Origin of the sequence: Streptomyces colonosanans, from assembly GCF_001866645.1 — a bacterium.
Taxonomy (GTDB): domain Bacteria; phylum Actinomycetota; class Actinomycetes; order Streptomycetales; family Streptomycetaceae; genus Streptomyces; species Streptomyces colonosanans.
On the sequence record NZ_MLYP01000096.1, the window covers coordinates 21,972 to 45,437 of the forward strand.

The following is a 23,466-nucleotide window of genomic DNA, read 5'->3' on the forward strand; positions in this document are numbered from 1 at the left end:
GACCATAGGTGGTCGCCTGCGGCGTACCGACTCCACGTCCCGCCGGTCTCCCTGAGGAGACGGTTGGTGGTCTTGTCGTGGTAGCCGAGGGCGTCCGAGACGACGGGGGCAGGCACCCGGCCGCCGGCGCCGGGCCTGCGGCAGCTGCGCGACCCGCACAACGCTGATGAGACCGAAGGGGAGGACGTATAGCCACAAGCCCGCGAGAAGACCAGCCGCTGGGCAGGATGCGTAGGCACGGGCCTCGCCCAGGAACCAGCGGAATCGGCTCAGTCGAGGTCGCGGCTCAGTCCGGTACTCGACTGCGGAAGTCCGTCAGGCGGGCCGCCACCTCCACGGCGTTCTGGTCGAGCCAGGCGGCCAGACGAGGGTTGGCGGCCGACCGTGCCTTACCGCCCCGCGGCGGCTTGGCCATATGCCGTTCGATGTGGAGGCTGATCAAGGCCAGGACGTCCGAGTCGTCGAAGTAAGCCGTGTGCAGTAGCGCGCGGTCGAGCGGAAGCTTGTTCCAGCCCCACTTCTGTAGCCGGGCCAGTACCAAGCCCTCCAGGGCAGCGTAGGCCACAACGTTGCGGATCTCAGGACCGAGACGAGCAACCTGCTCGTCTGCGCGACGGGCGAGACGCTCGGCAAGGTCATCCGGCAGGCCAGGCGGGGGATCGGTGAGCGGGAGCGGCCAAGGTGAGGCGTAGACCAAGGCGGTATTGAACACGTCGTTTCCCTGGACGGTTTCGTGCAGTGTCTTTGATGCGCTGCGTGAAACCCACGGGCCGATCACCGCATTGAATGCAAAACGCCAAATGGCGGACATGAAGGAGAATGAGGCGTCCTTTGCGTAAGTGGCCGGTACGAAGCCGCTTACATCCGACATTCGCGCTTTCTTCTCGATGGGCAGATTCAGGTCATAGTCGGTCCTGCGGGCAATGCGCAAGGGCTCGCGTTCCGTGTGGGGCGTACAGAGCAACACGTAGTCAGGGGCCGGGCGTTCGGCAACCGCGGTCTGCAACACCGCGATCGCCTCGTCAGTGGGCGCCCACAGCCCCAGCCACCGGTCCGAGAACCGGTCGAAGACCTGGCGCCAGGCGCGCTCTCGAACCACGAGCGAGTCCGCCAAGTTCATCCGTTCTGCCATCTCAAGCAGGATTCCGGAGGCCATGAGGAAGACCGGATATGCCAGGAAGGCCAAAACGGTCTGGAAATGTACCAACATCCAGCCAATAAGAAGAACTCCGCCGAATACAGTGATGACAGCGCCCACACGCAATAACAAGCGCACCATCCGATGCCTGCGCAAGGTGCCGCCGCCTGCGAGCGAGAACCTATGGCTACGCCAACCCTGGTAGCGGAGGAAGGAAGACTCGGGGAGGAAACGCAGGAAGGGCGTGCCGACCGTAGTAACACTGCGCAGGCCGCGCAACTGAGCCCATTCCAGGAAATCCGGTGACAACCGCTCGCGCTTTCTCCTCTCTGCTCCCGCCAAAGCTCCTGCTGCATCCATGCCCCTGGCATCAGGGTCGATGGGAAAATCGGCCGGCAGCTCCGCGCGATCAGTAAGCTGTTCCCAAATAGGGTCCGCGATCTTTTGCTGCGTGGTCATGATCTGCGCGGAGACCAGCGCCTCCCAGATCACCGAGCCACCGTGGCTATGCCCGACCAGGTGGTACCGGATGCCCTGTCGCTCCAGGTCGATCAAGCGCACCAGCAGATCCATGCTCGCGGACAGCCGCTGCGACTGCGTGTTAGCCCCGGTCCAGTGGAACAACCGCCCAGACGGCAGACTCGTACCCTTGGGTAACGTCTTGGTCAGAGCGCGCCAGGTGGAGCTGCCGCGCTGCCACCAACGGTCGCCCTCGTCACTCTCGTCGCCAGCGAAGGTCCCGTGGACCAGCATTACGAGTTCGTCCGGCTGTTCGTTCGCCATGGCCGCATCATGGCCAAATCCCCGCTGGTCCGCCCGGGGTTCCGGGATTTCGGCTCGAAGGCAACAGTTGGCCGGGCCCGCGGTCGGCGGGGGTGGGCACGCGCAGGAGCTTGGCGAGGCGGGGCACCTTGGTGAAGCGGCCGGTGTGGTAGGCGCCGGCGACCGGCCCTGGCGCCCCGGTCCCGCTCGCCCTCGCGCCGGACACCCAGACCGCCGACATCCGCATCGGGTACGCCCGGTGCTCGACGCTCACCCAGGAACTCCAGTCGCAGCTCGACGCCCTGGCCAAGCATGGCATCCCGCGCGACAAGGTGTTCTCCGAGAAGATCAGCACCCGCGTCCGGGTCCGGGTCCTCCCGCAGTTCGAGGCCGTGCTCGGATCCGCGATTACTATCGACGTCCACGGCGCCGACTCGCTGCCGTACCCGTCGTCTAGACCTGGCGACGCGCTGATCCGGCATGATGCCCAGCTCCACCGCTCGCGGAACTAGTCCGCGCGGGTCGGCGTCTCTCCATGAGCCCGCAAGATCGTCTGCACTGGAGGACTCGCCCATGACCGGTACTGCCGCTCGCTACCTCTATCTCACCCGTCACGGCGAGGCATCCCCGGACGAGAGCGAACTGACGGAGGCGGGCCGCCGCCAGGCCGCCCTGCTGGGGGAGCGGCTCCGTGGGGTTCCACTGACGGCGGTCCACCACGGGCCACTCGCCCGTGCCGAACAGACCGCCCGGCTGGTCGGCGAACGGCTCGACGGCGTCCGCGTGCAGCTCTCCGCAGCGGCCGGCGACTACATCCCGTACCTGCCAGCACGTGAGGAGCTGCCGCCCCAGACGGCTGACGCCATGCTCGGGTTCCTGGACCAGTTCCCGGCCCAGGAGCGCGAGGACGGGCCCCGGCTCGCGGCGGCGGCGCTCGCGGAGTTCACAGGGCCTGTCCTCGGCGACGAGCCGCGCCACGAACTCGTCGTCACCCACAACTTCCTCGTCGGTTGGCTCGTCCGAGCCGCCCTCGACGCGCCGAAGTGGCGCTGGATGGGTATCAACCATGCCAACGCGGCACTGACCGTCATCCGCTACGCACCCGGCCGCCCTCCGGCGGTTCTCCTCTTCAACGACACCGGCCACCTCCCTGCCGAGCTCCGCTGGACCGGCTTCCCGCAGGAGCTCCACGTCTGAGGCTCGTAGGTGCGATCGGCAGAACCTCGTCCTGGACGAGGCCGGGATTGAGGACCCGGTCGTCTTCGAGGAGTACCTGCGGCTGCCCGGCGAGCGCGCCCGCCAGGGCCTGGCCTGGTGGGCGGCGCAGGAGACCCGCCCCGGCTCGTATGGTGGCGGGCGTCCGCGATCCTGAAGTTCGGCAAGCAGATGGTCTACGGGCTCCCTCAGCGCTGCCGCACAGCGAGGGCGGCGATCCGGGCCCGGGTGGATCCGCACGTCGACGCCGTACTCGCCGCCCTCGACGTCGCCGCAGTCGTCTCCACCGTGCGCGGTACCTTCGCCCGCCGCCACGTCCTGGCCGAAGCCCGCCGGCACCTGCTGGAGACCCTGCGCGGCCAGGAGTTCACACGCGGCCTGGACGACTACATCGCCAGCCGCGCCCTGTCCGACCACAGCCGTCAGCTCACCGTTCCCCAGCCTGGCCGCCGGACCCCGGCCGCCGACCAGCTCACCTACACCGCCGACTTCGACGGGCCCGGCCGCTGGTGGATCGCCGGCGCCGACGGTAAGCCGCCGCGGGCCGCCACCCGCTACGAGCGGGCCCGGGTCGCCAGCCTCGCCGTGCAGAACGCGATACGCGCCGCCCGCACCGCGCCCGCCGCCGGGCAGGACGACGCCCCGGCCGCGTCCGCGTCGGCCGCCGCGCACGCCGAAGACCACCAACACGATCAGACGTCAGATGCGCCGCACGCCGTCGACCACCCGGGCCGGGACGCCGCGCTCACCCCGGCGCAGCGGGCCGCCGCCGTCCACGCCCACCAGCAGGCCGCGAAAGCCGCAGGAGTACCTGGAGGGCCGCACGACCGACCCGGCGACGTGGATGCGTACACCGGAGAACCTGGAGCGGCTCGCCGCCTTCACCCGCGCGGCCAACGCCCGCCGCCGCGCCATCGAGGACCGGGAGGTCCCGGCCCCGGCCGCCGACCCGGCCGCCCCGGTCGACAAGCGCCGCCAGGAGCACGAGCAGCAGCACCAGCAGCCCGGCCCCGGCCAAGGCCAGGGCATCCAGCCGTGACGGCCGGAGACCGTCCGGCGGGACGGACGACGAAGTCACCGTGCCAGGCGCCGGGACGCGACTGGCCGCCCGGCCCGGGGACACCCGGGAGCGGGGAGGGTGCGGGGGACTGTTCCCCTTGAGCGCGGAGGACCCGATGGTTGCCCCGATCCCGCCGTACCTGTCGCCGGCGCGCCTGGAGTACCTCCAGCAGCTCACGGACGCGTCCCGGCTGCGCGCGGTGCTGTATCCGTCACCGAAGCTGCCGCCCGTCCGGCGCCGCTCCAGCTCACGGCAGTACCCCGGTGGCCGGCCGAACCCGTGGCGCACCGCGCGGGGCCGCCGTCGGGGATGAGTGGGCACGGTGGACTTCACCGCGCGCCCGGTGCGCGGACCGCCGGCCGGGATGAGAGTGGTGTCCACCCGGAGAGTGGACACCACGGTGGCGCGCATCGGGTGCGCACCATCCGGTTGGGGAGTGCAGGACATCCCGGCATCCGGTGCGCGCGGTGCTGTTTATCGCGTGCACCAGTGCGCGCACCGACGATGTAGTGCACTCCCGCCCACCGCACCGGTGCACCGCACGATGCGCACCTGAGTGGCCGCCACTCCCGCCCGCTCCATCCGGTGCGCACACAGAGGGTGACGACGTGCGCACCCCTCGACCAGGTGTGCCGCCGAATTCCGCCCCGCCCATCGGGTGGAAAGCAACCCTTGTCCAGCCACGAGTTTCCCGCGATCTTTCGACGTTTCCCCTTGACCACGTCTGCTGCCACTCGGAGACGACCTGTACCGAGCCCCTGATGCGCGGCAGCGGAAGGGAGATCTCTCCCTCTTGGCGCACCGCGCACCGTCACTGTGTGAACGACCTGCGCGCGGATGTGCTGCGCGTCCTCGGAGTGTTCAAGGTCGCCACGGCCGACCAGATCCAGCGGCTGTCCTCGCCGCACCTGACCTACCGGCACACCCTCAAGGAAACCGCGGCCAAGCGGAAGGAAGCGCGCACCGCCTCCCACCGCGGCGCGGCAAACGACCTGCGCAGGCATGGCCTGTCCGTCGACGGCGGCCGTACTCGAGGCGGTGAAGAGGTCCGGCTGCTCACCAAGGACGGACTGGCCACCGCCGCGAACGACCTGGGCCGCGAGCCGGAGGAGATGGGCGGCATGCCCAAGAGCGCGGGCCGCTCCGGCGCCTCGCACCCCATGACGGTGAACGAGACGGTCATCGCGCTGATCCGCCCGAAGCCCGACCTGGACCTGGTCGCGAGGGAGCCGGCCGAAGTGGTTGCCGCCGCGCAGGCCGCCGTCGACGCCCCCAAAGGGATCGGAACCATCACCTCCTACGCCACCGAGGTCGCGCTCCCGGTGAAGGGCACCTGGAAGAACCCCGCGATCGGCAGCGCCCGCGCCGATGTCGTCGTGATCGCCCCGGAGGCCGGGGTGCCGCTGCTGTTCATCGAGGTCGACAACTGCACCGAGGAAGCCGTCCTGATCGGCAGGAAGTTCGACAAGTACGCCCGGTTCTTCAAGCGGTGGGAGAAGGACACCGACGGCATCGAGAAGCCGCCGTGGCGCACCCGCTGGGCCGCACCCGAGTGGGACGGATACGAGCGGGTGCACCCGCCGGTCCTGCTCGTCTTCCACCAGGCCGGCAAGCGCTCCGCCAAGAGCCAGATGACGAAGGTCGCCGACCTCACCCGCCACCACTGGCAGGGCCGGTCGCATCGCGAGGACGCCTACCACTCCTACGACGGCTGCATCCCGATCGTGGCCACCACACTGGATCTGCTGCGCGAGCACGGACCGGCCGGGCCCGCGTTCTGGCGCTTCGGCCGCGACCACCGCGAGCCGCTGCTGGACGCGATCGGCAACCCCCGCCGGGACGCTTCCCTCGCCCGCCGCCAAGCCGCCCGGGAAGAGTAACGGCGCCGCGCGGCGCAGGAGGCCGCGGCGCGGGAAGCGCGGCGGCCCGTGTGCGCCGACTGCAGACAGAAGTTCACCGACGGCCGGTGGAAGGCCGTGGATCGCTCCGACTGGAGCCAGCGGCTCCAGTCGCACCCGGACCGGTGCGAGGACTGCCAGAGTCGGGCCGTCGCAGCCGAGCAGCAGGCCGAAGCCGACGAACACGAGCGCCAGGAGCAGGAGCGTCTCCGCCTGGAGGCGGAGGAAGAGGCCGCCGCGCAGAAGGCTGGCGGCTGGCTGTCCCGCTTCCGCACCTGACCCGGCAAGCCGCGGCGACTGACGACGCGGGCAGGCCCAAGATGGCCCTGGGCAGGCCCGCGTTGTCGGTGGTGGCTGGAAGGCTGGTCGGATGAACGGCGATGAGCAGTTACTGCGCGGCTGGGTCTACGGCCGCGACCACGACGACCCCAACCCGAGCCCGTTGCCGCACCGGACGTACACCGCGCTCATAGGCGGCCCGCTGGACGGCCTGCTGCTGGACATCCACGGGTGGCGGACCGAGGAGGTCGACGACGGCGTGGCCCTGTCCACTGAGCTGTCGCGGTGGCCCGGCGGTCGTGCCCTGTACGACCCGCGCCCCGGCGAACCCCGCGCACAGGGGCCCGGCGTCGTATGCCGCTTCTACTACTCCGGCGATACGCCCTGAGCTGCGCGATCGGCGGAAAGGTGACCCAGAGGGCAGAACCTCCTCCGTTCTGCCCCGCTCTGGCCTGGCCCGAACCTCGCCAAGCTCATCAGCATGTGTTCTCCCGCAAGGGACGCGAAGGGCTGCGCGGCCCGCTGCCGGGGAACGGGTCGCGCTCGACCCGTTTTCGCGTCGGCCAGAGCCGCCGCACTGCCGGCAGAGCACCGGACGGTGGCGGGGGAGGGAACCGCGCGCTGTGCGGCTGGGGTTGGCGCATATTCACACGAGATGGAAGTCGCGAGTCGCGACTTCGCGGTATCGCTGCGTGATACCGCGAGGCCACTGGCCCTCGCTCCCAAGCAGGGTTGGAGGGGGCGCGTGTGACCGCCGATTCGATCTTGGTTGGAGGGGTAGGGTGGCGGCTTCCCACGACCGCCTTCGGAGGTGCCCGCCCGGTGGCTGACAGCTTTGTTCACCTGCACAATCACACCGAATACTCGATGCTCGACGGCGCGCAGAAGCTGAAGCCGATGTTCGCCGAAGTCGATCGCCAAGGCATGCCGGCCGTCGCCATGAGCGATCACGGCAACATGTTCGGTGCGTACGAGTTCCACCAGGTGTCCACAGGTTTCGAGAACGTCAAGCCGATCATCGGTATCGAGGCATACGTTGCCCCGTCCTCGCGCCGCAACCGGAAGCAGGAGTTCTGGGGGCCCGGCGGGCAGCGGGCGATGTCGGACGACGGCGAGGGCTCGAAGGACGTCTCCGGCGGTGGCCGGTTCACGCACATGACGATGTGGGCCGAGAACGTCCAGGGCCTCAAGAACCTCTTCTACCTTTCCACTGAAGCCAGCTACACGGGCCAGTTCCCGGCGGGCAAGCCCCGCATGGACATGGAGCTGATCAGCGAGCACGCCGAGGGCATCATCGCCACGACCGGTTGCCCCTCTGGTGCGATCCAGACACGGCTTCGCCTCAACCAGTACGAGGAGGCCCGCGAGGTTGCCGCCGCCTACCAGGACATCTTCGGCAAGGAGAACTATTTCCTGGAGCTGATGGACCACGGGCTGTCCATCGAGCGGGACGTACGTGACGGGCTGCTGCGTCTGGCCAAGGAGTTGAACATCCCGCTCCTGGCCACCAACGACGCGCACTACGTCCATGAGGACCAGGCGGATGCGCACGACAACCTGCTGTGTATCGGGGTCGGTAAGAACAAGGACGACCCGAAGCGGTTCCGTTTCCAGGGCTCGGGCTACTACCTCAAGACCGCGGCCGAGATGCGGGAGCTGTTCTCGGAGATGCCGGAGGCGTGCGACAACACGCTCCTGATCGCCGAGCGCATCCAGTCGTACGACAGCGTCTTCGAGAACGTCGACGAGATGCCGCAGTACCCCGACGTCCCCGATGGGGAGACTCAGGAGTCGTGGCTGCGCAAGGAGTGCCTCAAGGGCCTGGCCATGCGCTACGGCGACCCGATCCCGGCCGAGGTCACGGAGCGCTTCGAGACCGAGATGTCGGTCATCGGCCCCATGGGCTTCTCCTCCTACTTCCTCGTCGTCGCCGACATCTGCCGCCACGCCCGCGACAACGGCATTCCCGTCGGCCCCGGCCGCGGCTCGGCCACCGGATCGATCGTCGCCTACGCGACCCGCATCACCGAGCTGTGCCCGCTCGAGCACGGCCTGCTGTTCGAGCGCTTCCTGAACCCCGAGCGCATCAACCCGCCGGACGTCGACCTCGACTTCGACGACCGCCAGCGCGACGCCATGGTCCGCTACGTCACCGACAAGTACGGCGACGAGTACACCGCCATGGTGAACACGTTCGGCAAGATCAAGGCCAAGAACGCGATCAAGGACAGCTCGCGCATCCTCGGCTACCCGTTCTCCCACGGTGAGCGCATCACCAAGGCGCTCCCGCCGGACATCATGGGCAAGAGCATCCCGCTCGACGGCATCTTCGACCCGGAGCACCCGCGCTACGGCGAGGCCGGCGAGATCCGGCAGATGTACGAGAACGAGCCGGACGTGAAGAAGGTCGTCGATACCGCCAAGGGTGTCGAGGGACTGACCCGCGGCACCGGTGTCCACGCCGCCGCGGTCATCCTGTCCAAGACCAAGCTGACCGAGCGCATCCCGCTGCACATGCGTGCCAAGGACGGCGTCAAGATCACCGGCTTCGACTACCCCAGTTGCGAGAACATGGGGCTGGTCAAGATGGACTTCCTGGGCCTGCGCAACCTGGGCGTCATCGACCACGCACTGAAGAACATCCGCGAGAACCGTGGCGTCAACCTGGCCACGGTCGACCCAGGCAATGGCGACACCAGCGTCAAGGTCATCCCGCTCGACGACAAGAAGACGTTTGAGCTGCTGGGCCGCGGAGACACTTTCGGCGTGTTCCAGCTCGACGGCGGCGGCATGCGCGCGCTCCTGAAGCTCATGGAACCGACCCGATTCGAGGACATCGCGGCAGCCTTGGCCCTGTACCGGCCAGGCCCGATGGCCGCCAACGCGCACACCAACTACGCACTGCGGCAGAACGGCAAGCAGGACCCCGACCCGATCCACCCCGAGCTCAAGGAAGTCCTCGACCCGATCCTGGGCTCGACCCACCATCTGCTCATCTTCCAGGAGCAGATCATGGCCATCGCCCGGACACTGGCCGGGTACACGCTCGGCGGCGCCGACATGCTGCGCCGCGCGATGGGCAAGAAGAAGCCCGAGGTGCTGGCCGCCGAGTGGAAGAACTTCCACGCCGGCATGACCGGCAACGACTACTCGGAAGAAGCCACCAAGGCGATCTGGGACGTCATGCTCCCGTTCTCAGGCTATGCCTTCAACAAGTCGCACACCGCCGGATACGGCCTGGTCAGCTACTGGACCGCCTACCTCAAGGCGAACTATCCGGCCGAGTACATGGCCGCCCTGCTGACCTCCGTCGGTGACGACAAGGACAAGGCTGGCATCTACCTCGCTGATGCCCGCAAGCTGGGCGTCACCGTGCTACCACCTGACGTGAACGAGTCGGTCGCCGAGTTCACGGCCGTCGGCGACAACGTCCGCTTCGGTCTGCTGTCGGTGCGCAACGTCGGCGAGAACGTCATCGAGGCGATCATCGCCGGGCGCAAGTCCAAGGGGAAGTACACATCCTTCGCGGATTTCCTCGACAAGGTCGATCTGCCCGCGCTGAACAAGCGCGCCATCGAGTCCCTGGTCAAGGCAGGCTCGTTCGACTCCTTCGGACACACCCGCCGCGGCCTGGTGGCCGCGCACGAAATGGCCATCGACGCTGTCGTGCCGCTCAAGAAGGCCGCCGCGTACGGCCAGGACGACCTGTTCGCGGGGCTCGGCGGTGACGACGGCAGCGATGGTGCCGGCATGGGCATCGAGGTCAAGATCGGCGAAGAGGAATGGCCGCGCAAGCAACTCCTCGCCACCGAACGAGAGATGCTGGGCATGTACGTGTCCGCACACCCGCTGGACGGCGCCGACCACATCCTTGCCGTGAACCGCGACACCACGATCGTCGACCTGGTCTCCTCCGGGCGCACCGAGGGAACAGTTCGCCTGTCGGGCTTGATCACCAGCGTCCAGCCGAAGGTGACCAAGCAAGGCAACGCCTGGGCAATCGTCAACCTGGCCGACCGCGACGGCACGATCGAGGTGCTGTTCTTCCCAGCCGTCCATCAACTCGTGATCGGCGCCCTGGTAGAGGACGCCGTGGTAACCGTGCAGGGCCGCATCAACGACCGAGACGGCGTGATCTCCGTCTTCGGGCAGGAGTTGCAGGCGTTGGACGTGTCCTCGGCCGAGCGGGCGGGCGCAGCCCCGGTACAGCTCACACTCCCGTACCACCGCATCAACGAGCAGTCCGTGAAAGAACTGGGCCGGATCATCGGCGCGCACCCAGGTGAGAACCCGGTGCGACTGGCGGTACGCGGGCCCAGCAAGACCACCGTGTACCAACTTGGTTCGACAGTGGACGCCACATCGGTAGCCTCCGACATCAAGGGCAGTTTCGGGCAAGAGGCCTGGCAGGGCGTCGCATGAGCATCGAGGAGCCAGGCGAGGACGAGGCTTTACTCAAGCTGGAGGACACCCCATCGTGTCCCCATTGCGGTGGCCCCACCCTGCTCCTCGCGCGGTATCCCCAGGCATGGAAGAGCGCGCGTGGCGAGGACGTCTCCGGGATCAAAGAGGCGGTGCTGTGCGCGGCATGCGATCACGTTGATGCTGCTGCTGCCGAGCTGATTGCCCTGTTTAACCTGGACGAGCAGGTATCGCCGGAGATGGAGACCTTCGGCGGGCTGGCCGCGGCCTGGGTGGAGTCGGTGCGGCAGCGCACGGTGGACGAGACGCTGCTCCAAGAACAACACGAGCTGTGGCGGTGCGGGGAGCTTGACGGTCAAGGTTGTCCTCCTCGTCTGTGGCAGGAGAGTGTCGACGCTCTGGCTTTGGCCAACGAACAGGAGTAGTGACGCCGCGGCGAGTTATGACCCGGGGACGTGCGCGCGCCCGTAGAGGCTGAACTGTTCTTGCAGAAAGAGAAGGAGGCACAGTCATCGACGGGATGCGGGAATGCTCCGGTTCGCCCTCCGGGACGCGTCGGCTTCCGACGAACCGCGGATCAGTCTGCCCGTCGGCGATCGGTGCCCGCCTCGGTGAACATCTGACCGAACCCGAGAAGCGCGACACCTGGGCAGCTGTGGTGGAGCTGCCGCTGCGTGAAGGCCTGGAGCGCCGCGAGGTTGCCCGTCACGAGTCTCGTGTCGCGGTCCTGCTGAGCCGTCCTGGTGGACACCGCCGCCGCCTGGCTCGCCGCCCGCGCCCTGGCAGGCACCGCCCGCCACGGCACCGTCCTGCCCGTCGTCCTCCTCAACGGCCAGAAGATGGGCTGCCCGAGCCTGCTGTCCACGCTCACCCGCGCCGAACTGGACGCCTACTTCACGGGCCTGGGCCACCGGCCCTTCTACAGCGACGGCCACAGCATCGCCCACCTGCGCCGTGCCCTCGCCGACGCCCTCGATGCCGCCTGCCCACTCGGCGCTGCCAGCCCGGGCAGCGTCCTTGTCCTGACGCTCGACAAGGGGCACGGCGCCCCCGGCCGCGTCGCGGGCCGCCCGATCGCCGGGACCCCGGCCGTCCACAAGACGCCGCTGCCGCGACCGACGCAATGCCCAGAAGAATTCACCGCTCTGCAGCGGTGGCTCACCTCCTACCGCCCCGGGCGCCTGCTGACCCCCGACGGCCGCCCGCATCCCACACTGCTTCCCGCCCTGCCCACCGCCCTCCGCCAGCAGACGCCGCTCGAACCACCGCGCGGCTGCATCGCAGCCAGCACTCACGTCGCCGACGCGACGACGGACGGCACCCTCCCACAGGCCATCCCAGCGGTGCTCCGTGCCCGCGCCGACCAGGACCCGTTCCGCGTGTTCAGCCCCGACGAACTCGCCTCCAACCGGATCGACCTGACCGACGAACACGGCCGACCCCTGCCCTGGGTGGTCGAGATCCTCAGCGAGGAGATCTGCCACGCCTGGGCCCAGGGCTACACCGAGACCGGCCGCCACGCCCTCATCGTCGGCTACGAGGCGTTCGCCCCCATCACGGCGAGCCTCATCCAGCAGCAGCTCAAGCACCGGGCCCTGCGCCGCCATGCCCAGCTCGGCCCGCTGCCCAGCATCGTGCCCCTGCTCACCAGCCTCGGCTGGCACAACACCTACACCCACCAAAACCCCTCCCTCACCTCCGCCCTGCTGGCAAGCGGCGACCCCACCGTCCACGTCCTCACCCCCGCCGACCCCGCCCGCACGGCCGCAGCCCTCACCTTCGCCCTGCGCAAGCTCGACCGCAGCGGGTTCACCGCCCTGGACGCGGCGACCGGCGAGGTGCGGTGGACCCGCCGCAAGAGCGGGCTGCACCGGGTGGCTGCTGCCGGTTCGACCGTGCTGCTGTGGAACGACAACCGCGAGGACGGGGGGAAGATCGCCGGCGTCGACGCGCTGACCGGGGAGCCTTTGTGGGAGGACGAATTCGAGCGGATCTGGGGCCTGCTGGTGCGCGGGGACAGGGTGATCCTGGACGCCGGGGGTAACCGCGCTCTGGAGGCCCGCACCGGTGAGGAGCTCTGGCACAAGGGGTACGGCACCCTGCTCGAACAGGGCGAGACAGGCGACGCGGCGGTCTTCCACAACTGGAACGGCCGCGCCTACCCCGAACTGTCGGTACGCGCCTCGGACTCGGGAAAGCAACTGGCCGCGATCCGCTTCCCGCAGCGGGCACTGAAACAAATCTCTGATCATCCCACCCCCACCTTGGTCGACGGCGGCCGGGTGCTGTTCGCCGAGACCTTCGGGCGTCGCGTCCGGCTCTTCGCCCACTCCGGCCTGGAACGGGCCGAACCACTGGCCAGCGTGCGGCTCGGCCGGTGGCGCCTCACCTCCTTCTCCGAGCGGCCGGTTTGCGTCGGCGACTGGGTGTACGCCGTCACATGGCGCCACGGGCTGTACGCCGCCGAGGCCGGCGGGCGCCGCGGTCTGCGGCGGCTGAAGGTGACCTTCGCACCGTACGGCCGGGTCGTACGGCCGACGAGAATCACTGCCGGGCCGGAGCACCTGTTCGTCACCGACGGCAAGGACGTTGCTGGGGTCCGCGACGACCGGGTGCTCTGGGTGACGGCCACGGGCGAGTACGACAGCAAGCCGTTGCCGCTCGGCGCCGACCGCGTACTGTTCGGCTCCCGAAGCAGGGATGGAAAGCAGGCCCGGCTGCACTGCGCGGACGCGGAAACCGGCCGCCGCCTTCCCTGACAGGGTTCCGAGATCGGGTTACAGGACGATGTGCGGCCCGTCGCCCGCCAGACGTACCGATACCCCCGGTTCCAGCAGGTGCAGGCGGTTCGTCAGTGGTCACCAGACAGGGAAGGGCGCAACACGCATTTCCTGCGGATGCTGCGCGAGCACGAGAATGCGAGTGACCCAGACCACTCAAACTTCGATGGCACACGATCAGACATCGATGACACGGAACAATCGGGCAGGAGGGATGTGGCCGGCCTGCAGTGATTCCATCTCGCTCTGGCCGCGGGTGACGGTGGCCTGGTGGACGGCTGGTGGCCGGGCCGAGCTACCGCGGGATGGAGTTTCGGGATGGGATCGGTGAGTTCGGTGTTCTCCCTATGTCGCGGCTGGCTCTGGTCGACACCGTTGTGGGCGCCCGGGTGGCGAGCTGGCCGGGCAGTCCATAGTCATCTGCCGGCTTGGTGGTGGGCTGAAGAGGCTGCGTGCCGTGCCGCCTGTAGCAGCGCGGGTGAGAAGGCCCACCGACGCCTGCTTTGCACTGTGGTGTCTTCGCCGGGTTGTTCCGGCCCACGCCGCCGGGTTGTTTTGGCTTTGCCAGGTGTTCGACCGGCGGGCCGCCGGTGGTTCGTGAGGAGACCGTGAAGTGATCCATCACCGTCAGCCGTTTCTGAACGCTTGTGTGGGCTGTCCGGTTCTCCGGGCATCCCAGGTCGTGTGGCGTGAGGGCGACTTGCTCAAGGTGTGGCGGGGCCCCACGTGGTGCAGTGGGGGCCGGCCGAGCGGGGTTCCCAGCAGGCGCGTATCCGGGTGAGTGAGGGGGCGGGGAGCATAGGGGTGACGACATATGTGTCGGTTGACCCTTGGTCGACGACGGTGGCTGTCTCGACGGGCCCGGCACGGTCCTGCACCTTGACCCGGTCGCCGACGGAGGAGTAAGAAATCCGTGCCCAGGCGGCGGCGCAGTTGCGGCTCACCACGAGTTCCACGTGAGTCAGGCCGATCTTCAGGTCGGTGTACGAAGCCGCGTCCACGTCACACGCCATCGCGCCCGCCTCCCGGCCCTTGCAGGAAACACCCCGGCAACCGACAGTCAAAGGCGCCGGCTCGAACGGGCCGGTCCGGCCGGACGGTGCGGTCTGCACTCGCGGGCCGAAGGCCTGAACGTAGGTCCAGGCCACGGCGCACACGATCGCCGCCACGACCACCCCGAGACGGAACCAGCGGGCGGCCACGAAACGGACCACCGGGCCAGAGGCGGAAGACGGCTCGGTGCCGGCCTGCCGCCCGGTGCTCTTTGGCGTTCCGGTGCAGGCCACGGCTTCGGCGTTGCGCCCGCTCGTCTGTTCCTCGGCCTGCTCCCACAGCGCCACGAGTCTCTCGACCGGCTCTTTGGCGAGTCGCCCGAGCATTTCGACCGCCTCCCGCGGGGGGAGCTTGCGCCCGTTCAGGAAGCGGTCCCATGACGACCTGCTGTACGGGGTCCGGGCGGCCAGAGAGGTCAGACTGAGCCCGGATCGGTCCTTCAACTGCCGCAACACCCCGACCAGATAGGCGGTCTGTGGATCGAGGGACGGCGGGAGCGGACGCTGGCTGGATCCGCTCACGCCCGCAGCAGGGCCCAGGTCTGCGGACCCACCTTGCCGTCGACGGCGGCGCCGCCGTCACGCTGGAGCTTCTTGACGGCCGACTCCGTGTGTTCACCGAAGAGGCCGTCGATCCGGCCCGGGGAATGCCCGTGAGCGGCCAGCAGGCACTGCACCTCGGTCACCTGCTCGCCGCCGGCATGGAGTAACACGAGCGGCTCGGACACGCTGTGGCCCGCGAAGAGATGGCCGCTGCGCCGGGTGTAGTGGCAGGCGAAGCCGGACGGCTGCACGGCAACGCGGGTCTGCTGATCCTGCTCGGACAGCGCGGGTGCCGAGGTGTCGCGCACCGCCATCCAGACCGCCAGGGACAGTACGGCGAGCGTCGTAGCGACGACGGTGACCACGGCTGGGTGCCAGTGACGCGGACGGCGTCGGCCTTCTTCGGGGTCGGCGACCTGGTGCTGCGATTCGGCCTCCTGCGCGGCCTCCTGCGCGGCCTCCTGCGCGGCCTCCTGCGCGGCCTCCTGCGCGGCCTCCGGCCTCGCCCCCCGCCGTTCCTGCAGGCGAGCGTGCTCGGCTAGTTCCCACAGGGCGAGCAGCTGTGCCCGGTCGGCGCCGGACACCCTGCTCATAGCCTCGACGGCCTGCCTCGGCGGCAGCGTTCTGCCATTGAGATACCGCTCCCACGACGACCTGCTGTACGCGGTCTTGGCCGCCAGAGCCGCTGTACTCAAGTCCATCTGGTCCTTGAGCTCCCGCAGGCGGACGACTAACCGGCGCACCGGTGGTTCGACTCCGTCGGGTAACGGCTTCCACTGTCCCATGCTGTCCCCCTCGTGTCCGGTGGCGTCTGTCAACCTTCGCGTACCTGAACCGATTCGGTGCGGGCTTTTTGGGCCCGTTTTCGGTCGTCAGGGTCTGGCCGGCGTCCCAGAAACGCGTCAGCAGTCGTCAGAGACCTGCTGGTCACAGCCCTGACAACCCGTGTTTGCCCGTCCTGCCCCGACGTTCTGTCTCCGGCCCCGTCCCCCCGCCATCATCGGATCACCGCCCCGCGGCCGACCCGATTGACGGCCGCCTCCGGGGCTTTCACCACGAGGGGGAGATCCCATGAGCACAGGAAAGAGCCGCCTTCTGATGTGCGCGGCAGCCGCGGCGCTGAGCGGCGGTCTGATGGCCGCATCCACCGCACAGGCCCAGCCGACGGCGCTTCCCGCGGTCGAGCAGAGCAGCGGTCACACAACCGCCCAGGCCGCAAGCGGCAACTACACCTATCTGGAGTTCAAGAAGGGCTCCAATCCGCAGAACTCGCGCCTGTACTTCGTCTACGTGCAGGGTGCGAACCCGGACCACCCTCACATCCACACTCTCGGCAGCTGGCGAGCGGGCTCGGGCAACGGCAGTAAGAACACCTGTGCGAGCAACGTCGGCTGGCTGCCCAACGGCAACTACGCCATCAAGAAGTACTACCCGCACCACAACGGCGGGCCCCACGGGGTCAACGGCATCGCCTGGTACATCGGCGACCACCGGTGCCACAGCGGCCACTGGCGAACCGACCTGTTCATCCACAGCGAGATGCTTCCCAGCGGCAAGGCCGGCAACTCCGAGCCGTACCGGTGGGACGGCAACAGCGACTACAAGTCCAACGGGTGCATCAAGCTCAAGCCCTCCGACATCCGCGCACTGCGGAACCTCCAGGCGAGCTACCCCAACCCCCACAAGCTCGTCGTGCACTGACCCCGGTGTCCTCAAGGAGCCAATGAAGATCCGCATCATGGACAGCCCCAGCTGCTGACAGCCGGGACTGACAGCGGAAAGAGGCGAAACAGGCAGGAGTCAGGGGCCGGCTGTCGTGAGACGACCGGCCCCGCTCGTTCAGCTCCGCCAGGGACTCCCCCCCGGCGGCGGGATCAGGTGCCGACGCCGGAACCGGCCGCTCTCAGACGGAAAGGTCGGCGGATTCTCGGGCCGGGAGCTGCCGTGACGCCGCAGAGGGCGTCGTAGCGAAGTAGCCGGCGTCGAACCGCGGTGTCGCCCAGCGCTCTTGACCAGCAGCTCAAGGCGCACGCCGAAGCCCCCGCTCGGGAGGCGCCGAGGCGAGCGCGTGACACCGGGCCCGGTTCGTCGTAGCTGTCCCACCAGACGGGCACCCTTCTTGCGCAGCTCGCGGGCGCCGAGGTTGAGGACCTCGACGTCCGCGTTGCGGGCGGCAAGCACGACCAGGTTCTCGATCTGGTCGTGGACGTTGCTCTCCAGGCGGTCGACGGGTGTCCTTCCACGCGCCGAGCATCGCCGTGTACGCGACATCGGGTGTGCGGACGGCGTGAACGCGTCCATGCTCGGCGAGCATGGACAGCACGGTGCGCCTCCCGCCGTCCAGCCACGCCTCCAGCGCGGCCCGCTCGACGGCGTCCTTCTGGCGCCGGTTCTCGCCGGGGAGCGTTGTCCCCGCGGAGGCCGTCCGGCGGATGCTGGCCAACCGGTGGCACAGCAGCGTTGCTTGGCCGGGGTGGCTTTGTTCACGAGAACCGGTTCTGGCTCATCTTCCGTGCAGCGGCCACTGTGAGTGACGACTGAGCACCTCTGGGCGGTGCTCGAAGTCGCCCGAAAATGAGCCGTGGTCAAAGTGGTTGGGCTGACAGTTCGGCTCGTGGAAGAGGTCGTGCTCTGGCTGAAGGATCTGTTGTTCCCGTCGATCGCGGACGTCGCGGTGCTGTTGGTGGACGTGAATATCGAGATAGTGCGCGTTGACGCGCAATGCACCACAGCTGGGGCCGCCTGCCCCGGATGCGGGGCCTGGTCGGCCCGGGTTCACAGCTCCTACCTGCGGTTTCCCGCCGACGTACCGAGTGCCGGACGAAGGGTGGTACTCCGGCTGCGAGTTCGGCGGTTTCGGTGCTGGAACACCAGGTGCCCACGCCGAACCTTCGTGGAGCAGATACATGGCCTGACCCGCAGGTACGGCCAGCGCACCGAGCGGCTGCGCACGACCCTGGCCGCCGTCGGCCTTGCCCTGGCCGGCCGGGCTGGCGCCCGGCTGGCCACCGTCCTTGGCGTGTCCGTCAGCCGGAGTACGGTCCTGCGCCTGGTCGAATCGCTGCCCGAGCCGGAGGTGCCTGCGCCGCGGGTGGTCGGCGTCGACGAGTACGCCGCCCGCAAGGGCCGCCGCTACGGCGCCGTCCTGGTGGACATCGAAACCCGCCGCCCGATCGACCTCCTCCCCGACCGGAAGGCATCGAGCCTGGCTGCGTGGCTCGCCCAGCGACCCGGTGTCGAGGTCGTCTGCCGGGACCGCGCGCCGTTCTTCGCAGAAGGCGCCACGGCCGGAGCGCCGCGGGCGATCCAGGTCGCGGACCGGTGGCACCTGTGGCACAACCTGAGTGAGGCCGTTGAGCGGTGTGTCGCCCAGCGTCGCGGCTGCCTGCGCGTCCTGACACCTACAGCACCTCAGCCTGAAGCCGAGCCGGTCGCGGCCGTGGACCCGGCCGCGTCGCCCTGGCCGCGAGGACACCGGTTCGCCGAACGGACCCGGTCCCGGCACGCAGCCGTCCACGTCCTGTTGAAGGTGGGACACAGCCGGCGCTCCGTCCAGCGGCAGCTCGGCATGACCTGGCGCACCGTCAAGCAGTTCGCCGACGCCGTGACGCCGGAGGAACTGTTCACCGGTCAGTGGCAGAACAGGCCATCGGTGCTCGATGAGTACAAGCCCTACCTGGACGACCAGTGGAACGAGGGCTGCACCAACGCGTGGAAGCTGTGGGAGGAGATCGTCCCGCTCGGCTACAAGGGCAGCTACCAGCGTGTCCGCGCTTATCTGCATGAGAAGCGCACCTCCCCACGGCCGGTGACCGCCCGGCCGCCCTCTTCTCGGGTCGTCGCCGGATGGATCCTCCGATAGCCGGACACCCTCACCGAATCCGAGCAGCTCCAGCTCAAGTCCGTCCGGACGCACTGCCCCGAACTCGACGCACTCACCCGCCACGTCCGGTCCTTCGCGACCATGCTCACCGGCCGCCAGGGCGAGCGTCTGCCGGACTGGCTCGACGCCGTTCGGCAGGACGACCTGCCCAGCCTGCACACCCTTGCCGCCGGCATCGACCGCGACCGCGACGCCGTCATCGCCGGTCTCACCCTGCCCTGGAGCTCCGGCGTCGTCGAAGGACACGTCAACCGGATCAAGATGCTCAAGCGCCAAATGTTCGGCCGTGCCGGCTTTGCTCTCTTGCGGAAGCGGGTCCTCCTCGCTCCGTGACGGGCAGCTGCATGATCAGACAGTGGCTTTGGCCGTGACCCGGGTGAGCAGCTTGTCGCGCAGAGATGGCCACTCATCCGCGAGCACGCTGTAGTACAGCGAATCACGGCGTGTGCCGTCCTGGCGCACCATGTGGCTGCGCAGCGTCCCTTCATAGACCAGGCCCAGGCGTGTCAGGGCCTGCTGGGACCGCACGTTGAGGTTGTCGGTGCGCAAGGCGACTCGGGCTAGGTCCAGATCGTCGAAGGCGTGCCCGAAAAGCAGAAGCTTGGACTCAGCGTTATACGGGCCGCCCCAACAAGAACGATCGAACCAGGTCGCACCAATCTCAGCGCGGCGCTCAGCCAGGTCAAGCTCATACAGACTGGTCGAACCGATCACCGCCTCGTCCGTCAGGCGCTGGACCGCGAAGCACCGCCGGGCTCGGTCCGCCAGCATCTGGCTGATCATCGCCCGCATCTCTTTCAGGGAGCCGGGGCGAGGTCGGGGCATCCATCGCCAGACCTCGGGATCCGACGCAGAGGGGAAGAGCGCTTCTGCATGATCGACGGACAGCGGGATGAGACGGACGGCGCGGCCGAGGAGGGAATCGTTGCTCACCACTGCACCGTAACTTCGGGTCCACTGCCTCACAGCCGAGATGGAGATCATATTGCCTCCGTCACACACGGCGACCGCGTCACAGAAGATGAGCCAGAACCCGAGAACCGGCAGCATCTGTACACGAGTTTGGGAGGCGTCGGTGGTGCGTCGTGTTCGATGTTCATGAGAAACGACAGCGTCGGTGCACCCCGCCGTCGCAGATCCGCCACTCGGGAAGTCGCGACGACACCCCAAGCAGCTCTGCGTAGTGTCTCCGTGGTATCTGGCCACGCAGGCTCCGCAAAAACCCGTTTGGCGGACGAGGGGCGACCACTGCTACATTTCCGGAGGCCGTGCGAGAGATCGAGGAGGTGGTACCCGTGAACGCAGTATCGACATGGGTGCTCCCCTCCGGGGTCACGGTCGGGCGATAGGCAGGTCGTCCGGGAGCGCCGTTCCAGTGCACTCCCGAAAGGCACGACCATGCATTTCACTTCCGAGCAGCGCCTCGACGACGGCGTCCTCGAACGCGAATTCACCCTCGGTGAGATCCCCGGCATCCTGTGGACACCCGCATCCGCATCCGCATCCGCATCCGCGTCCGCGCCGGTGCCGCTGATCCTGCTCGGCCACCCTCCCCTCGGGCTGCGCAAGATGTACCCCCGACTGGTGGCCCGGGCCCGGCATTCCGCGGCGGAGGGCTTCGCCACGGCCACCATCGAGCTCCCCGGAAGCGGCGACCGGCCCCGCCTGCCCGCCGCCGAGCAGGCCCGCGCCGACCTGCGCCGGGCGATGGAGGCCGGCGAGCCGGTCAGCGACGAGATGGTCGACGCCCTCATCCTCCCGCTGGTCGAAAAGGCAGTCCCGGAATGGCAGGCCGCCCTGGACGCCCTCCTTTCGCTGCCCGAGATCGGCGGCCCGGTCGGGTACTCGGGGGGAGTGATCTCCATCGGCATCCGGCTTGCGGTGGTCGAGCCGCGCATCGTGGCCGCCGGTTTCTTCGCCGGGAGCTTCGTGCCTCGCGCCATGTTCGAGGAGGCGCGGCAGGTCACTATTCCACTGCACGTCCTGCTGCAGTGGGACGACGAAGGCAACGACCGGCAGGCGGCCCTGGACCTGTTCGACGCCTTCGGCTCCAAGGAGAAGTCCCTGCACGCCAACATGGGCGGGCACACCGGTGTCCCGCAGTTCGCAGGGGAGGACGCGGCCCAGTTCTTCACCCGGCATCTGAAGTGAGGCCGGGCCGTCAGACCGGCAGCAGACGGTAGCTGATGTCGGCCGGCATGCCGCTCATCGAGGACAGGTCCCGGCCCTCCGCAGCTCTCCGCACCGTGGGCCCCTGCTGAACTCTCGGCAGGGGCCCGTACTGCCTGAAGTCATGAACTGTTCGATTTCTGCAGAGCTTCGAGTGCTGCCCAAACTCGGGTTCTGGCTTACTTTCCGTGGAGCATGCACGGTGAGTGACGGTTGTCGGGCGAGTGGGCTCTGGGGAAGTTGCCCGGAATTGGCCCGTACCGGGTGCGGTGCGGCTGACAGTTCAGGCCGTGGAAGAAGTCCTGCTCCGGCTGGAGGAGTTGTTGTTCCCGTCGATCGCCGACGTGGCGGTGCTGTCGGTCGACGTGGACGACGAGGCGGTACGCATAGAGGCTCGAAGTACGGTGGCTGGGGCCAACTGTCCCGGATGCGGGAACTAATCACGGATGCGGGAACTAATCACGGCGGATTCATGGCTCCTACCTGCGACTTCCCGCTGATGTGCCCAGCGGAGGCAGACGGGTCGCTCTCTGTGTGCAAGTCCGCAGGTTCCTCTGCCCGGTCACCTCGTGCGGGCGGCGGACCTTCGCCGAACAGGGGCCAGGGTTGACCCGTCGGTACGGCCGACGGACCGAGCGTCTGCGGTCGACGCTGGCTGCGGTCGGCCTCGCGCTCGCCGGTCGGGCCGGTGCCCGTATGGCGGCGTCTTCGGCGTGTCCGTGAGCCGCAGCACGGTGCTGAGACTGGCCGAAGCGTTGCCCGACCCCGAAGTTCCGGCCCCGCGGGTGGTAGGCGTCGATGAGTACGCGACCCGCAAAGGGCGTCACTACGGGACTGTCCTGGCCGACGTCGAAAGCCGACGTCCGGTAGACCTGCTGCCAGACCGAGAAGCATCCACTCTGGCCGCTTGGCTCGCGAAACGGCCCGGGGTGGAGGTGGTCTGCCGCGATCGGGCACCGTTCTTCGCCGAAGGTGCCACGGTCGGGGCACCACAGGCGGTGCAGGTGGCGGACAGGTGGCATCTTTGGCACAACCTGAGCGAGGCCGCAGAGCGGTGCGTCGCAGACCACCGCGGATGCCTGCAGGTCCTGGTGCCAGTTCCAGCCCAGCCTGCCCCCGAGCCGGAGAGGTTCGAAGACCCTTCCGGTTCGCCCTGGCCAAGGGGACACCGCTTCGCTGACCGCACCCGCGCCAAGCACGCTACCGTCCACGAATTACTGGCAGCCGGGCTCAGCCGTCGGGCGATCGGCCGCCAACTCCGCATGACCTCCCGCACCGTCAGACTCCTCGCCGACGCGGCCGCCCCGGAGGAACTGTTCCACGGGCAGCGGCAGGGCCGGCCATCCAAACTCGATCCCTTCAAGCCCTACCTGGATGACCGCTGGAACCAAGGCTGCACGAACGCCTGGGCGGTGTGGGAAGAAATCGTGCCGCTCTGTTATCGGGGCAGCTACCAGCGGGTTCGCGCCTATTTCCGGGAGAAGCGGCTCTCGCCGGGCCCCGTCACCGCTCGGCCACCGTCACCCCGCGTCGTCGCCGGTTGGATCCTCCGTCGGCCGGAGACCCTCACCGAGACGGAGCACCTCCGCCTCAAGGCCGTTCTGGTCCACTGCCCTGAGCCGGACGCCCTCACCGGCCACGTCCGCTCCTTCGGCCAGATGCTCACCGAGCGCCAGGGCGAACGGCTGCCGCAGTGGCTCGATGCCGTCCGGCAAGACGACCTCCCCGGCCTCCACACCCTCGCCGCAGGCATCGACCGTGACCGCGATGCCGTTATCGCCGGCCTCACCCTGCCCTGGAGCTCAGGCGTCGTCGAAGGCCACGTCAACCGAATCAAGATGCTCAAACGCCAGATGTTCGGCCGGGCTGGCTTCGCCCTCCTCCGCAAACGCGTCCTGCTCTACTCCTGAGGCACAGGTCAGACCACATCATCAAGGAGCCCGAAGCTCTCCGGGAACCCTTCCAGGAACTCACGCCGCGCAGGGTCGGACTCCGCTTCGGCCATCGTCCCGAGCAGGTCGATCAATTCGCTCCGCTGGTCGCTCGACAACTTGCTGACCAGGTAGGCGACACCCTCCAGGACCTTGACGGCGTCGTCCGGATCCATCTGCTCGTCTTCACTGCCCTCGATGAACCACAGGACATCGACCAAGGCCTCAGCCAGGGCGTGGGTCAGAGACGAGTACACGGGCATCAAGGCGGACTCCCAGCAGGTCACGGCAGCAGAGTCCGGCCATCCCACCACACACCACTGACATCACACTC

The 23,466-nt window shown here is 68.5% G+C and carries 21 protein-coding genes and 1 pseudogene; 15 read left to right on the forward strand and 7 right to left on the reverse strand.

All coding sequences use genetic code 11. From position 1 onward, the window contains the following. Window positions 1–286 precede the first annotated feature (286 nt). Window positions 287–1,921, reverse strand: a complete 1,635-nt coding sequence (locus tag BIV24_RS29055) for a hypothetical protein (protein ID WP_071369449.1) — start codon at window positions 1,919–1,921, stop codon at window positions 287–289. A gap of 224 nt (window positions 1,922–2,145) precedes the next feature. Here BIV24_RS29055 and BIV24_RS36610 point away from each other — a divergent pair, with 224 nt between their 5' ends. The 9 genes from BIV24_RS36610 to BIV24_RS29095 all read left to right on the forward strand — a co-directional run bounded on the left by BIV24_RS36610 (window position 2,146) and on the right by BIV24_RS29095 (window position 11,199). Then, complete coding sequence (locus BIV24_RS36610; RefSeq protein ID WP_425442603.1) at window positions 2,146–2,412, forward strand: recombinase family protein; 267 nt, start codon at window positions 2,146–2,148, stop codon at window positions 2,410–2,412. A gap of 61 nt (window positions 2,413–2,473) precedes the next feature. Further along, complete coding sequence (locus BIV24_RS29065; protein ID WP_071369451.1) at window positions 2,474–3,097, forward strand: histidine phosphatase family protein; 624 nt, start codon at window positions 2,474–2,476, stop codon at window positions 3,095–3,097. 117 nt (window positions 3,098–3,214) lie between these two features. After that, window positions 3,215–4,276: a hypothetical protein gene (locus BIV24_RS29070; RefSeq protein ID WP_245766984.1), complete on the forward strand. Its 1,062-nt coding sequence runs from the start codon at window positions 3,215–3,217 to the stop codon at window positions 4,274–4,276. A gap of 14 nt (window positions 4,277–4,290) precedes the next feature. After that, a complete protein-coding gene (locus BIV24_RS29075) occupies window positions 4,291–4,488 on the forward strand; it encodes a hypothetical protein (protein ID WP_071369452.1) in 198 nt (65 codons plus the stop codon). A gap of 505 nt (window positions 4,489–4,993) precedes the next feature. Next, window positions 4,994–6,055, forward strand: a complete 1,062-nt coding sequence (locus tag BIV24_RS29080; RefSeq protein ID WP_245766985.1) for a replication-relaxation family protein — start codon at window positions 4,994–4,996, stop codon at window positions 6,053–6,055. A gap of 96 nt (window positions 6,056–6,151) precedes the next feature. After that, window positions 6,152–6,352 carry a hypothetical protein gene (locus BIV24_RS35815; RefSeq protein ID WP_245766986.1) on the forward strand — a complete coding sequence of 67 codons (201 nt, stop codon included), beginning with the start codon at window positions 6,152–6,154 and terminating at the stop codon, window positions 6,350–6,352. Window positions 6,353–6,443: 91 nt separating this feature from the next. After that, the gene (locus BIV24_RS29085; protein WP_071369453.1) at window positions 6,444–6,740 is read left to right on the forward strand and encodes a hypothetical protein; all 297 of its coding nucleotides are present in this window, start codon (window positions 6,444–6,446) and stop codon (window positions 6,738–6,740) included. 434 nt (window positions 6,741–7,174) lie between these two features. After that, complete coding sequence (gene dnaE / locus BIV24_RS29090) at window positions 7,175–10,774, forward strand: DNA polymerase III subunit alpha (RefSeq protein WP_071369454.1); 3,600 nt, start codon at window positions 7,175–7,177, stop codon at window positions 10,772–10,774. Continuing rightward, window positions 10,771–11,199 (forward strand): DUF6300 family protein, encoded by a 429-nt coding sequence (locus BIV24_RS29095; protein ID WP_071369455.1) that lies wholly within the window; start codon window positions 10,771–10,773, stop codon window positions 11,197–11,199. Before dnaE ends, BIV24_RS29095 begins: the two co-directional genes overlap by 4 nt. Window positions 11,200–11,351: 152 nt before the next feature. On the opposite strand, the gene BIV24_RS34685 is transcribed toward BIV24_RS29095, so the two are convergent. Next, a complete protein-coding gene (locus BIV24_RS34685) occupies window positions 11,352–11,525 on the reverse strand; it encodes a hypothetical protein (RefSeq protein WP_177198859.1) in 174 nt (57 codons plus the stop codon). On the opposite strand from BIV24_RS34685, the gene BIV24_RS34035 reads away from it, so the two are divergent. Further along, the gene (locus BIV24_RS34035; protein WP_218149346.1) at window positions 11,518–13,533 is read left to right on the forward strand and encodes a phosphoketolase family protein; all 2,016 of its coding nucleotides are present in this window, start codon (window positions 11,518–11,520) and stop codon (window positions 13,531–13,533) included. The genes BIV24_RS34685 and BIV24_RS34035 overlap by 8 nt on opposite strands. A gap of 725 nt (window positions 13,534–14,258) precedes the next feature. Here BIV24_RS34035 and BIV24_RS33710 read toward each other — a convergent pair. Both BIV24_RS33710 and BIV24_RS29110 read right to left on the reverse strand, forming a co-directional pair. Further along, the gene (locus BIV24_RS33710; RefSeq protein ID WP_071369456.1) at window positions 14,259–15,128 is read right to left on the reverse strand and encodes a helix-turn-helix domain-containing protein; all 870 of its coding nucleotides are present in this window, start codon (window positions 15,126–15,128) and stop codon (window positions 14,259–14,261) included. Then, the gene (locus tag BIV24_RS29110) at window positions 15,125–15,934 is read right to left on the reverse strand and encodes a peptidoglycan-binding protein (RefSeq protein ID WP_071369457.1); all 810 of its coding nucleotides are present in this window, start codon (window positions 15,932–15,934) and stop codon (window positions 15,125–15,127) included. Before BIV24_RS29110 ends, BIV24_RS33710 begins: the two co-directional genes overlap by 4 nt. A gap of 286 nt (window positions 15,935–16,220) precedes the next feature. Here BIV24_RS29110 and BIV24_RS29115 point away from each other — a divergent pair, with 286 nt between their 5' ends. Next, window positions 16,221–16,850, forward strand: coding sequence for a L,D-transpeptidase (locus tag BIV24_RS29115; protein ID WP_071369458.1), 630 nt, complete (start codon window positions 16,221–16,223; stop codon window positions 16,848–16,850). A 138-nt stretch (window positions 16,851–16,988) separates the two neighbouring features. Here the strand turns inward: BIV24_RS29115 and BIV24_RS34040 are convergent, their stop codons facing one another. Then, window positions 16,989–17,450 (reverse strand): hypothetical protein, encoded by a 462-nt coding sequence (locus BIV24_RS34040; RefSeq protein WP_143064693.1) that lies wholly within the window; start codon window positions 17,448–17,450, stop codon window positions 16,989–16,991. Window positions 17,451–17,784: 334 nt separating this feature from the next. On the opposite strand from BIV24_RS34040, the pseudogene BIV24_RS32745 reads away from it, so the two are divergent. Further along, a pseudogene (locus tag BIV24_RS32745) lies at window positions 17,785–19,365 on the forward strand (ISL3 family transposase). 15 nt (window positions 19,366–19,380) lie between these two features. Here BIV24_RS32745 and BIV24_RS29130 read toward each other — a convergent pair. After that, window positions 19,381–19,965 (reverse strand): GNAT family N-acetyltransferase, encoded by a 585-nt coding sequence (locus BIV24_RS29130; protein WP_177198860.1) that lies wholly within the window; start codon window positions 19,963–19,965, stop codon window positions 19,381–19,383. Between the two features lie 465 nt (window positions 19,966–20,430). On the opposite strand from BIV24_RS29130, the gene BIV24_RS29135 reads away from it, so the two are divergent. The 3 genes from BIV24_RS29135 (at window position 20,431) to BIV24_RS32750 (ending at window position 23,111) form a co-directional block, all read left to right on the forward strand. Continuing rightward, complete coding sequence (locus tag BIV24_RS29135) at window positions 20,431–21,183, forward strand: alpha/beta hydrolase (RefSeq protein ID WP_071369461.1); 753 nt, start codon at window positions 20,431–20,433, stop codon at window positions 21,181–21,183. A 308-nt stretch (window positions 21,184–21,491) separates the two neighbouring features. Further along, window positions 21,492–21,641 (forward strand): hypothetical protein, encoded by a 150-nt coding sequence (locus BIV24_RS35825; RefSeq protein WP_245766987.1) that lies wholly within the window; start codon window positions 21,492–21,494, stop codon window positions 21,639–21,641. Window positions 21,642–21,920: 279 nt separating this feature from the next. Next, window positions 21,921–23,111: an ISL3 family transposase gene (locus BIV24_RS32750; protein ID WP_281247782.1), complete on the forward strand. Its 1,191-nt coding sequence runs from the start codon at window positions 21,921–21,923 to the stop codon at window positions 23,109–23,111. An 8-nt stretch (window positions 23,112–23,119) separates the two neighbouring features. On the opposite strand, the gene BIV24_RS29145 is transcribed toward BIV24_RS32750, so the two are convergent. Beyond that, on the reverse strand, window positions 23,120–23,395 hold the full coding sequence (locus BIV24_RS29145) for a hypothetical protein (protein ID WP_079168629.1): 276 nt from the start codon (window positions 23,393–23,395) through the stop codon (window positions 23,120–23,122). Between the last annotated feature and the right edge of the window lie 71 nt (window positions 23,396–23,466).